The organism is Micropruina sp. (assembly GCF_047607385.1).
Classification (GTDB): Bacteria; Actinomycetota; Actinomycetes; order Propionibacteriales; family Propionibacteriaceae; genus Micropruina.
Map to the genome: position 1 here is coordinate 1 of NZ_JASGDE010000199.1, position 11,375 is coordinate 11,375.

The 11,375-nt window shown below is 70.7% G+C and carries 11 protein-coding genes; 7 read left to right on the plus strand and 4 right to left on the minus strand.

Features of this window, described 5'->3' with window-relative positions:
* Positions 1 to 116: 116 nt before the first annotated feature.
* The 3 genes from QM582_RS17230 to QM582_RS17240 form a co-directional block, all read right to left on the minus strand.
* Complete coding sequence (locus QM582_RS17230) at positions 117 to 938, minus strand: phosphatase PAP2 family protein (RefSeq protein WP_415086472.1); 822 nt, start codon at positions 936 to 938, stop codon at positions 117 to 119.
* Positions 939 to 1,013: 75 nt separating this feature from the next.
* A complete protein-coding gene (locus QM582_RS17235; protein ID WP_415086474.1) occupies positions 1,014 to 1,319 on the minus strand; it encodes a helix-turn-helix domain-containing protein in 306 nt (101 codons plus the stop codon).
* A complete protein-coding gene (locus QM582_RS17240; protein WP_415086476.1) occupies positions 1,316 to 1,669 on the minus strand; it encodes a type II toxin-antitoxin system RelE/ParE family toxin in 354 nt (117 codons plus the stop codon). The genes QM582_RS17235 and QM582_RS17240 overlap by 4 nt, the downstream gene beginning before the upstream one ends.
* 230 nt (positions 1,670 to 1,899) lie before the next feature.
* Here QM582_RS17240 and QM582_RS17245 point away from each other — a divergent pair, with 230 nt between their 5' ends.
* Positions 1,900 to 5,286 carry a pyruvate carboxylase gene (locus QM582_RS17245; RefSeq protein ID WP_415086478.1) on the plus strand — a complete coding sequence of 1,129 codons (3,387 nt, stop codon included), beginning with the start codon at positions 1,900 to 1,902 and terminating at the stop codon, positions 5,284 to 5,286.
* A gap of 16 nt (positions 5,287 to 5,302) precedes the next feature.
* Here QM582_RS17245 and QM582_RS17250 read toward each other — a convergent pair whose 3' ends face one another.
* Positions 5,303 to 5,842, minus strand: coding sequence for a hypothetical protein (locus tag QM582_RS17250; RefSeq protein WP_415086480.1), 540 nt, complete (start codon positions 5,840 to 5,842; stop codon positions 5,303 to 5,305).
* A 298-nt stretch (positions 5,843 to 6,140) separates the two neighbouring features.
* Here QM582_RS17250 and QM582_RS17255 point away from each other — a divergent pair, with 298 nt between their 5' ends.
* The 6 genes from QM582_RS17255 to QM582_RS17280 all read left to right on the plus strand — a co-directional run.
* Positions 6,141 to 7,508, plus strand: a complete 1,368-nt coding sequence (locus QM582_RS17255; RefSeq protein ID WP_415086482.1) for an aspartate aminotransferase family protein — start codon at positions 6,141 to 6,143, stop codon at positions 7,506 to 7,508.
* Between the two features lie 17 nt (positions 7,509 to 7,525).
* Positions 7,526 to 8,431, plus strand: a complete 906-nt coding sequence (locus QM582_RS17260; RefSeq protein ID WP_415086484.1) for an ABC transporter permease — start codon at positions 7,526 to 7,528, stop codon at positions 8,429 to 8,431.
* A gap of 16 nt (positions 8,432 to 8,447) precedes the next feature.
* Positions 8,448 to 9,533, plus strand: a complete 1,086-nt coding sequence (locus tag QM582_RS17265; RefSeq protein ID WP_415086486.1) for an ABC transporter substrate-binding protein — start codon at positions 8,448 to 8,450, stop codon at positions 9,531 to 9,533.
* Position 9,534: 1 nt separating this feature from the next.
* Positions 9,535 to 10,359: an ABC transporter ATP-binding protein gene (locus QM582_RS17270; RefSeq protein ID WP_298133158.1), complete on the plus strand. Its 825-nt coding sequence runs from the start codon at positions 9,535 to 9,537 to the stop codon at positions 10,357 to 10,359.
* Positions 10,356 to 11,111, plus strand: a complete 756-nt coding sequence (locus QM582_RS17275; RefSeq protein ID WP_415086488.1) for an SDR family NAD(P)-dependent oxidoreductase — start codon at positions 10,356 to 10,358, stop codon at positions 11,109 to 11,111. The genes QM582_RS17270 and QM582_RS17275 overlap by 4 nt, the downstream gene beginning before the upstream one ends.
* Positions 11,108 to 11,375, plus strand: a 268-nt coding sequence (locus QM582_RS17280; RefSeq protein WP_415086490.1) for a hypothetical protein, incomplete at its 3' end; no start/stop codon positions are given. The genes QM582_RS17275 and QM582_RS17280, both read left to right, overlap by 4 nt.

Below are 11,375 nucleotides of genomic sequence, written 5' to 3' on the forward strand. Positions count from 1 at the left end.
CCGCGGCCCGGGAGCGCGGCCGGCGGGCCGGGCGGGCGGCGTCCGAGGCGGTGGCGGAGTTGTGGGCCGCTGGTTGAGCTTGTCGAAGCTCGGGCTGGCAAGCGGTTTCGACCGGCTCAACCAGCGGTGTCTGCCAGCCGCCGGCCGAGGGCGTGGTCGCGATGCTGGGTCACCCACAACCGGTGACAGGTGATCACCAGCGTCAGCCAGGCCAGGCCCAGGCACCAGGCGGCCAGCACGTCGGTCAGCCAGTGGTGGCCCAGGTAGACCCGGGAGAGTCCCATGGCCAGCGTGTACAGCGCCGTCAGCGTGACCGTCACCGCCCGGGCGGTGAGGGTGATCAGGTGCGAGACCAGCAGGTAGCAGAACATGCCGGCGATCACGATCGAGTTCAGCGAATGCCCGGAGGGGAAGGACGCCGAGGTCTCCGGCGGCGGAATGGACAGCTCCAGCGGGGGCCGGGCCCGTCCGACCAGCTGCTTGCCGACCACCGTCATGCCCAGCGACCCGGCCACCGCGATCGCGGTCAGCACCAGCGGCGTCCAACGCCGCCAGCCCAGGCACATCGCGGCCACCAGCACACCGGTGATCACCGACATCCACAGCGAACCGCCGCTGGCGCTGAAGGCCGCGATCACCGTGTTCAGTTCGGGCGTCCGGACGCCCAGCACCCAGTCCAGCGTCGGATGATCGAGCAGCGCGACGCTGTCCCCGGCCACCACGGCCTCGTAGATCTCGCCGGCGACCCAGGTGGTCCCGAGCGCCAGTGCGGCGGCCACCCCGAGCAGCAGCAGGGCGGCCAGGTCGGTGCTGCGCAGCCGCTCGGCGAGCGCGTCGAAGGCGGTCTGCAGCCGGCGTCCGGCAGCGCTGTGCCAGGAGGTCAGGTCGTGCTCGCCGGGGGCGTGCTCGGGGTCCAAGGACTCCGCGGGACGATGCATCGGCCAAGTCTGCCAGCCGCGACCGAGGCGTCACCCCACCCCTGGGGTAGGTGGCCCGGTTCTGCCTCTCCGGGATCAGCCGATCAGGTAGTGAGTGTCGCCGAACGATGCTTCGAGGGTGAGGGTTCCGCCGAGGGCCTCCACGTAGCGCCGAAGTGTGTCCACCTGGGCCTTGTCGACCTGGCCGTTCTCGATCTGAGAGACCCGGTTCTGGGATACGTGAAGTTGATTGGCGAGTTCCTTCTGGGTCACCTGCTGCTGATCGCGCAGTTCCCGCAGACGGGCAGCACGCACCTGCTTGCGCAGCTGGTCAGCGATCTGCTCGACTCGCTGCTCGTCAACAGGGCGACGAGCGAGCTGTTCGGCGAGGGTTCGGGTCATCGTCTCAGTCCTTTCAGATGCTCATCGAATAGTTCGTCGGCCACTGGGATGTTGCGTCGATACCACTTTTGCCAGTTGCCAGCCTTGTCGCCGGCCAGCAGGAGGATCGCACGGCGGGCCGGGTCGAACGCGAACAAGATTCGTACTTCGCTGCGTCCCGTTGATCCGGGCCGGAGTTCTTTCATGTTCCTGTGTCGGGAGGCCGTAACTGTGTCGACCAGGGGGCGCCCGAGATGCGGGCCGTCCTGTGCAAGGACACGGGTCGCGGCCACGACCTGCTCGTAGGTCCCTTGATCTGTCCCATCGAGCCAGGCGCCGACCTGGTCGCCAATCAAGATCTCCCAGGACACAGCGCCAGTCTACAACCCAGGACTTCTATCAGCCAAGGGTTGTGGTCTCGCAGTGCGGCGCGGTGCCGGATGAGGGTTGTCGAGCGACTGAGCCCGGGACGTCCGCCGCCGAACCGGTTGCGTTCCGCGCCGCGGGCGATTGTGTCAGGCTGTCCGGCAGACGGCAGCGCCGCCCGGCAGGCTCGCCGAGCGACCGCCGTCGGCGTCCGACAACGAGGTGAGGAGACGCAATGTTCCGCAAGATCCTGGTCGCCAACCGGGGCGAGATCGCCGTCCGAGGCTTCCGCGCGGCCACCGAGCTCGGTCTCGCGACGGTCGCCGTCTTCCCCTACGAGGACCGGCTCGCCGAGTACCGGCTGAAGGCCGACGAGAGCTACCAGATCGGCGAGGTGGGGCATCCGGTGCGGGCCTACCTGGACGTCGACGGGATCATCGCGGCCGCCCTGGACGCCGGCGCCGACGCGATCTACCCCGGCTACGGCTTCCTCAGCGAGAACGCTGGCTTCGCCCAGGCCTGCGCCGACAACGGCATCACCTTCATCGGGCCCGGCCGGGAAATCCTGGAACTGACCGGTGACAAGGCCAAAGCCATCGCCGCCGCACGCGAGGCCGGGCTGCCCACGCTGCGCGGCGCGGACGCTTCGGAGGACATCCCGACCCTGCTGGCGGCGGCCGACGAGATCGGCTACCCGGTCTTCGTCAAGGCCGTCTCGGGCGGCGGCGGACGCGGCATGCGCCGGGTCGACGACCGGGACGCCCTGGAGCCGGCGCTGGTCGAGGCGATGCGCGAGGCCAAGGCGGCTTTCGGCGACGCCCGGATGTATCTGGAAGAGGCGGTGATCAGCCCGCGGCACATCGAGGTGCAGATCCTGGCCGACACCCAGGGCAACGTGATCCACCTGTACGAGCGGGACTGCTCGGTGCAGCGCCGGCACCAGAAGGTGGTCGAACTGGCCCCCGCACCCAACCTCGACCCCGAGTTGCGCGCCGCGATCTGCGCCGACGCGGTGAAATTCGCCCGGCACATCGGCTACACCAACGCCGGCACCGTGGAGTTCCTGCTCGGCGCCGACGGCCGCTACGTGTTCATCGAGATGAACCCGCGCATCCAGGTCGAGCACACCGTCACCGAAGAGGTCACCGACGTCGACCTGGTCACCTCCCAGCTGCGCATCGCGGCCGGTGAATCGCTGCAGGACCTGGGCCTGCGGCAGGACCAGATCGAGGTGCGCGGCCAGGCGCTGCAGTGCCGGGTGACCACCGAGGATCCGGCCAACGGCTTCCGCCCCGACACCGGGCGGATCTCGGTATACCGCAGCCCCGGCGGCGCCGGCGTCCGGCTGGACGGCGGTGTGGTGTTCGGCGGCTCCGAGGTAGGCGCCCACTTCGATTCGATGCTGGTCAAGCTCACCTGCCGGGGACGCGACCTGGTCACCGCGGCCCGCCGTGCGTACCGGGCGCTGAACGAGTTCCGGATCCGCGGCATCTCCACCAACATCGGCTTCCTGGAAGCGGTGATCTCCGATCCCGACTTCCTCGCCGGACGCGCCACCACGTCCTTCATCGACGAACGACCGCAGCTGCTCACCCAGCGGATTCCCGCCGACCGGGGCACCAAGCTGCTGCACTACCTGGCCGGCATCGCGGTCAACAAGCCGAACGGGGAGTGCCGCACCACGCTGATCGCCCGGGACAAGCTGCCCGCGCTGACCAAGCAGGAGCTGCAGGCGCCGCCCCCGTCCGGGTCGAAGCAGCTGCTGCTGGAGGAGGGTCCGGAACGGTTCGCCCAGGCGCTCCGCGACCGGGCCGCCGTCGCGGTCACCGACACCACCTTCCGCGACGCCCACCAGAGCCTGATGGCCACCCGGGTGCGCACCCGCGACCTGCTGCACGTCGCGCCGCACATCGCCCGGATGCTGCCGCAGCTGTTCTCGATGGAGTCCTGGGGTGGCGCCACCTACGACGTCACGCTGCGCTTCCTCAAGGAGGATCCGTGGGAGCGGCTGGCGAAGTTCGCCGAGGCGATGCCGAACATCCCGCAGCAGATGCTGCTGCGCGGCAAGAACACCGTCGGCTACACCCCGTACCCGCTGAAGGTGACCAGCGCCTTCGTCGCCGAGGCGGCCCGGACGGGGTGCGACATCTTCCGCATCTTCGACGCGCTGAACAACATCGACCAGATCCGGCCGGCGATCGAGGCGGTGCGGGAGACCGACCACGGCGTCGCCGAGGCGGCGATCTGCTACACGGGCAACATGACCTCGCCCGGCGAGACCCTCTACACCCTCGACTACTACCTGCGGTTCGCCGAGCAACTGGTCGAGGCTGGGGCGCACATCCTGGCGGTCAAGGACATGGCCGGCCTGCTGCGGGCACCGGCCGCGGCGAAGCTGGTGCGGGCGCTGCGGGAGCGCTTCGACCTGCCGGTGCACCTGCACACCCACGACACCGCGGGCGGCCAGCTGGGCACGTTGCTGGCGGCGATCGACGCCGGGGTGGACGCCGTGGACGTGGCCTGCGCGGCCTGGGCGGGCACCACCTCGCAGGTGTCGATGTCGGCGCTGGTGGCGGCCACCGACGACACCGAACGGGCCACCGGGCTGTCGCTGGACGCGGTGACCGACCTGGAGCCGTACTTCGAGGCCGTCCGGCTGCTGTACGCGCCGTTCGAGTCGGGGCTGCCCGGCCCGACCGGCCGCGTCTACACCCACGAGATCCCCGGCGGCCAGTTGTCGAACCTGCGCCAGCAGGCAATCGCGCTCGGCCTGGGGCACCGGTTCGAGGCGGTCGAGAACATGTACGCGGCCGCCAACCGGATCCTCGGCAACATCGTCAAGGTGACCCCGTCGTCCAAGGTGGTCGGCGATCTGGCCCTGGCACTGGTCGGGGCCAACGCTGACCCGGACGACTTTGAGGCCAACCCGGAGAAGTACGACATCCCCGACTCGGTGATCGGCTTCCTGAACGGCGACCTGGGCGACCCGCCGGGCGGCTGGCCGGAGCCGTTCCGCAGCAAGGCACTGGCCGGACGGACCGCGAAGCCGGTCGAGACCGAGCTGTCGGCGTCCGACGCGGAGGCGTTGGAGCGCGAACCGCGGCGGACCCTGAACCGGCTGCTCTTCCCCGGCCCGACAAGGGATTACGAGGACGCCGTGGACGAGTTCTCGGAGCTGTCGGTGCTCTCCACGCGGGAGTTCCTGCACGGCCTGGCCGTCCACCAGGAGCACGAGGTCGAGCTGGAGCGCGGCAAGAAGCTGCTGCTCGGCCTGGAGGCGATCGGCGAACCGGACGCCCGCGGCTTCCGGCAGGTGGTCTGCACCATCAACGGCCAGATCCGGGTGGTGTCGGTGCGCGACCAGTCGGCGAAGTCGGAACTGGTCACCGCCGAACGCGCCGACCCGGCCAACCCCGGGCACGTCGCGGCGCCGTTCTCCGGTGTGGTCACGCTCACCATCGCCGTCGGCGACACCGTCGAGGCCGGCCAGGCCGTAGCCACGATCGAGGCGATGAAGATGGAGGCCGCGATCACCGCGTCGGTCGGCGGCACCGTCCAGCGGCTCGCCATCGGTCCCGCGCAGGCCGTCGAAGGTGGGGACCTGCTGGTGGTGATCGGCTGAGCCTCGACGCTGGGGTTCAGCAGCCGTCCTCGGACGTCGCGAGGGTCAGGCTGGACTCCGAGGTCGCCGACGAGTCTGCTCCGTCGATCGCGTAGCTCACGGTCACGCCGCTGAGCTTTCCCTCGCCCGGTCCGAGGTACTTCACCTCGAATTCCAGAAAGCTGTGACCGGGCGGCAGTTCCGCGCCCTGGGCGGGCACGGTCTTGTCCCACAAGGGCCCGCGGGATTCGTAGGGAACCCACCCGATGGACGTCGGCGGGGGATCGGCGAGCAGCCTCACCGATACCACCTCCAGGCCTTGTGCGATGGCGAACGTCACCGTCCTGATCCGGGCGGCCGTGGTTCCGTCCAGCTGGATGCCGTGCTCGTAGACGAAGTGACGATTCGCCTTCTCCGTGGAAGTGGGGCGGCTGCCACCGACGGACGCGCAGATCGCTATCTCGCGTCCGAGATCGACGAGGCTGTCCTGCGGGCTCACGGATGGTTGCGGGGCGTTGCCCGGCACGCACGAGGAGACGGCGAGGGTGGCCGAAGCTGCGACCACCGCCGCGCGCACCGCCCTACCTGGCAACGTCGTCGCCCCCGATCTCGTTCGCTGAGCCGGTCGATGCGGTGACCCTATCGGGGCGGTGTCCATAGGTCGCGTGCCGTGAACACGATGTTGCACCCCGGTAACGCGTGGCCCGGTGAACCCCGCCCGCTGTGGTGCTGGCCGCCCGTCCGCGCCGCTGATCGAATGAGAACAGTTCACCGGCCGTCGTCTCGGGGGTGAGCCGCGGACGCCAGGGGCGTCCGGCAGCCGAGCCAACGTCGTCCTCGGACGACATGGTCGACCGGGGAGAGAGGAGTCCCCGGTGCCGATTCCGGCCGATCCCGCAGGACGGGAGACCTATCTCCTGGACCGGGCGCACGTGTTCCACTCCTGGAGTGCCCAGGCGAGCCTCGACCCGCTGGTGATCAGTGGGGCGTCCGGCAGCCGGGTCACCGACGCCGACGGCAAGGACTACCTCGACTTCTCCGGGCAGCTGATCTACACCAACCTCGGGCACCAGCACCCGGCGATCGTGGCCGCCGTCCAGGAGCAGGCCGGCCGGCTGGGCACCATCGCCCCGCAGCACGCCGTGGAGGCCCGCTCCCGGGCCGCCGCGCTGATCGCCGAACGGACACCGGCCGGCCTCGACAAGGTGTTCTTCACCAACGGCGGCACCGACGCCAACGAGCACGCCATCCGGATGGCCCGGCTGCACACCGGCCGGTACAAGGTGCTGGCCCAGTTCCGCAGCTACCACGGCGGCACCCAGACCTCGCTCAACGTCTCCGGCGATCCCCGCCGCTGGGCCACCGACTACGGCAACTCGGGCGCGGTGCACTTCTTCGGGCCGTTCCTGTACCGCTCGGCGTTCGGCGCCTCGACCGAGGCCGAGGAGTGCCGGCGGGCGCTCGACCATCTGGAACAGCTGATCGCCATGGAGGGCCCGGACGCGTTCGCCGCGCTGATCCTGGAGACCATCCCCGGCACCGCCGGGGTGATGCCCCCGCCGCCCGGCTACCTGGCGGGCGTCCGCGAGCTGTGCGACAGGTACGGCATCGTGCTGATCCTGGACGAGGTGATGGTCGGCTTCGGCCGCACCGGCGCCTGGTTCGCCGCCGACCACTACGGGGTGGTGCCCGACCTGCTGACCTTCGCCAAGGGTGTGAACTCCGGCTACGTGCCGCTCGGCGGGGTGGCGATCAGCGAGGAGATCGCCGCCACCTTCGCGCACCGTCCCTACCCGGGCGGGCTCACCTACTCCGGCCACCCGCTGGCCTGTGCCGCCGCGGTGGCCGCCATCACCACGATGGCTGAGCAGAACATCGTCGAGCGGGCCGCCCAGCTGGGCCGCGACGTGCTGGGGCCGGCGCTGCGCCGGCTGCAGGCGAAGCATCCCAGCGTCGGCGACGTCCGCGGCCTGGGCTGCTTCTGGGCGCTGGAACTGGTCGTCGACCGGGAGACCCGGGAGCCGCTGACCCCCTACGGCACGGTCAACCCGGCGATGGCCGAGATCGGCGCCGCCGCCCGCGACGCCGGGCTGTTGATCTTCACCAGCATGCACCGCATCCACCTCGCCCCGCCGCTGACCTGCACGGAAGCCGAGATCGCCGAGGGCATCGACCTGCTGGACGGCGTCCTCGACCGTGCCGACCGGCACACCCGCCCGACACCCACCGCCAGGATCGCCTGACTGCGAACGGAGCACCGATGTCCGCCACCGAGACCCAGACCACCACCGTCCCCGACACCGACACCCAACCGGCCGGCACCGCGCCGTCCCCCGCCCAGGAGAACACCTGGCTGACCCCCGGCCGGCTGCGGCACTGGGGCGTCAACGCCGCCGTCTTCGCCGGCGTCCTGCTGGTGTGGTGGGCGATCACCGCCACCGGCCTGATCCAGCCGCTCTTCCTGCCCAGCCCCGCCTCGGTGCTGCAGGCCTTCGGGGACGCCTCCAGCTGCCGTCCGATCGCCGAGGGCAGTGCCCGAATCGTCTGCGGCGAGCAGGGCTACTTCCTCTGGGAGCATCTGCTGGCCAGCCTGCAGCGGATCGGCATGGGTGTCGCCGGTGGCATCCTGATCGGCGTCCTGCTCGGCTTCGCGATGGCCCTGATCCCCACCTTCGGACGGCTCTCCGAGCCCTATCTGAACTTTCTCCGCTCACTGCCGCCGCTGGGCTACATCGGCCTGCTGATCGTCTGGTTCGGCATCGGCGACACCTCCAAGGTGTGGCTGCTGTTCCTGGCCGCCTTCCCGCCGATCGCGATGGCCACCATCGACGGCGTCCGCGGCATCCGCGCCGACCGGCTGCAGGCCGCCCAGAGCCTCGGCGCCAGCCACACCCAGGTGATGCGGCACGTGGTGCTGCCGGCCAGCCTGCCGTCGATCCTCAGCGGCGTCCGGATCGCCACCGGCTTTGCCTGGACGACGGTGGTGGCGGCCGAACTGAACAACGGCATTCCGGGCATCGGCGGGCTGGCCTACCTCTCCGGCACCCAGCTGCAGACCCCGCTCACCATCGCCTGCATCATCATCGTCGGCCTGGCCGCCATCACCCTCGACTTCGGGATCAAGTGGATCTCGCAGCTGTTGGTGCCGTGGCAGGGCAAGGCCTGAGGAAGGACGGACCGAGATGACCCGACCGCGTACCCAACGACGTCCGGTGGCACAGCGACTGGCCGGACTCGGCGTTGCCGCGGTGCTGGCCGCCGCGGCCGCGCTGAGCGGCTGCACCACCGCCCGCGAGGCCGAGGCGAAGGCGAACGCCGGCGCCACCGCCACCTGCCCGGTGACCGGCAACCCGGAGGTGAAGGGCGCCGTCCGGATCGGCTACCAGGCCATCCCGAACGCCAACCTGGTCGTCCGCGACCGGCGCTGGCTGGAGGCCTGCCTGCCCAACGCCACCATCACCTGGATCAAATTCGACTCCGGGGCGGACGTGGTGCAGGGCTTCGGCTCCGGCTCGGTCGACCTGGCCACCCTCGGCTCCAGCCCGGCCACCAAGGCGCTGTCGGCGCCGCTCAACGTCGACATGCGGGTGGTCTGGATCGATGACGTGATTGGCAAGGCCGAGTCGCTGGTGGTCAAGGACACCTCGATCACCACCATCGCCGGGCTGAAGGGCAAGACCATCACCACCCCGTTCAGCTCCACCTCGCACTACAGCCTGCTGCAGGCGCTCGCGGACGCCGGCCTCAACCCCGGCACCGACGTCAAGCTGGTCAACCTCAGCCCGGACAAGATGCTGGGCGCTTGGCAGGGCGACCAGGTGGACGCCGCCTGGGTCTGGGACCCGGTGCTCAGCGAGCTGGCGCAGCACGGAAAGGTGATCACCGGCAGCGACGTGACCGCCGAGAAGGGACATCCGACCTTCGATCTGGAGGGTGCTACCGGCGCCTTCGTGGCCGCCAACCCGGCCTTCATGGAGACCTGGACGGCGGTGCAGAACCACGCCGTGCAGGAGCTCGCCGCCAACCCGCAGGCGGCGGCGCAGTCGATCGCGGTGCAGCTCGGCTCCACGCCGGAGGCGGTCACCGCCCAGCTCAGCGGCTACCTGTTCCCGGACGCCCGCAAGCAGCTCGAGCTCACCGCGGCGCTGCCCAAGCAGCTGGCGGCGACCGCCGAGTTCCTCAAGTCCCAGGGCGACGTCGATGCGGTCAGCCCTCTGAAGACGTACGCCGACGGGGTGTACACCGACGCGATCAAGAAGGTGGCCTGAGATGACCGCAACCATGAACTCCCCGGCCGGCGAGGCCGGCCTGACCCAGCCCAAGATCGAGTTCGACCGGGTCACCAAGGTCTACCGGACGGACTCCGGCGACCAGGTGGTGGCGCTGGCCGAAACCAGCCTGACCGTGACCGAGGGCGAGTTCATCTGCATCGTCGGCCCGTCCGGCTGCGGCAAGAGCACGCTGATGCAGATGCTGGCCGGCTTCCACCACCCGACCACCGGACGGGTGCTGGTGGACGGCGTCCCGGTGACCAAACCCGACCGCAACCGCGGCGTGGTGTTCCAGCAGGCGAACCTGTACCCGTGGCTGACCACCCGGCAGAACGTCGAGCTGGGTCCGCGGCTGAGCGGGGTCGGACGCGTGGAGCGTCGGCAGTGCGCGGAGTACTACCTGGACATGGTCGGGCTGGCGAAGTTCGCCGACCGCAAGCCCTACGAGCTGTCCGGCGGCATGCAGCAGCGGGCGCAGATCGCCCGGGTGCTGGCCAACGACCCGAAGGTGATCCTGATGGACGAGCCGTTCGGCGCGCTGGACGCCCTGACCCGGGAACGGATGCAGGTCGAGCTGCTGCAGATCTGGCGGGAGCGCCGCAAGACGGTGATGTTCATCACCCACGACGTCGAGGAGGCGATCTTCCTCGGCAGCCGGGTGCTGGTGATGACCGCCCGTCCCGGCCGGGTGCTGATGGACCTGCCGGTGCACCTGGCCGACGGCGTCCCCGGCCCCGAGCTGCGTTCCCAGGCCAACTTCATCAACCTGCGCGACCAGGTCACCGACGCCATCTACCGGGCCCAGGACGGGGCGACCAAGTGAGCGCTGCCGACCGGGTGGCGGTGGTCACCGGCGCCAGCAGTGGGATCGGCGCGGCCTGCGCGGTGGCGCTCGCCGAGGCCGGCTTCCGGGTGGTGCTCGGCGCCCGCCGGCTGGACCGGCTGGCCGAGGTCGCCGAGCGCTGCGGCGGACGGGCGCTGCCGCTGGACGTCACCGACCAGGCCTCCGTGGACGCCTTCGCGGCCGCCGTGCCGCACTGTTCGGTGCTGGTCAACAACGCCGGCGGGGCGCTGGGCACCGACTCGGTGGCCGAGGCCAGCGTCGAGGACTGGCAGTGGATGTACGACGTCAACGTGCTCGGCACGCTGCGGATGACCCGGGCCCTGCTGCCCGCGCTGCTGGCCTCCGGCGACGGCCAGGTGATCAGCATCGGCTCCATCGCGGCCCGCGAGCCGTACCGCGGCGGCGCCGGCTACAACGTCGCCAAGCACGGGGTCGCGGCGCTCACCCGGGTGCTGCGGATCGAGCTGCTCGGCCAGCCGATCCGGGTCTGCGAGATCGACCCGGGCATGGTGCAGACCGAGTTCAGCCTGGTCCGGTTCCGTGGGGACGCGCAGGCCGCGGACGCCGTCTACGCCGGCGTGGAGCCGCTCACTGCCCAGGACGTCGCCGAGACCGTCGCCTTCGTCGCCACCCGTCCGAGCCGGGTGAACTTCGACCAGATCCTGATGCTGGCCCGCGACCAGAGTTCGGCCCAGGTGGTGCATCGCCGGGCCGAGACCGCTGCCCGGTGACGGTGGTGCTGCTGGCCGCCGCGGCGATCGCGGTGGCGGTGGCGATCCAGCTGGCCAGCGGGTCCGGCTTCGGGCTGCTGGCGGCGCCGCTGCTGTTGCTGGTCGAGCCGGCCGCGGTGCCGGTGCCGCTGTTGCTGGTCACCGTGCCGGTGATGGCCGTCGCGGCCTGGCAGGACCGGGCCGGGCTGGCCGGCGGCTTCGAGCTGGGCCGGGTGGCCGGCACCGCCGTCCCGGCCGCGCTGCTGGTGGCCGCGCTGGCGCCGA

Coding starts and splice junctions, on each gene's coding strand:
- QM582_RS17260 (WP_415086484.1), top strand. CDS start 7,526: ATGTCCGCCACCGAGACCCAGACCACCACCGTCCCCGACACCGACACC.
- QM582_RS17230 (WP_415086472.1), bottom strand. CDS start 938: ATGCATCGTCCCGCGGAGTCCTTGGACCCCGAGCACGCCCCCGGCGAG.
- QM582_RS17270 (WP_298133158.1), top strand. CDS start 9,535: ATGACCGCAACCATGAACTCCCCGGCCGGCGAGGCCGGCCTGACCCAG.
- QM582_RS17235 (WP_415086474.1), bottom strand. CDS start 1,319: ATGACCCGAACCCTCGCCGAACAGCTCGCTCGTCGCCCTGTTGACGAG.
- QM582_RS17245 (WP_415086478.1), top strand. CDS start 1,900: ATGTTCCGCAAGATCCTGGTCGCCAACCGGGGCGAGATCGCCGTCCGA.
- QM582_RS17265 (WP_415086486.1), top strand. CDS start 8,448: ATGACCCGACCGCGTACCCAACGACGTCCGGTGGCACAGCGACTGGCC.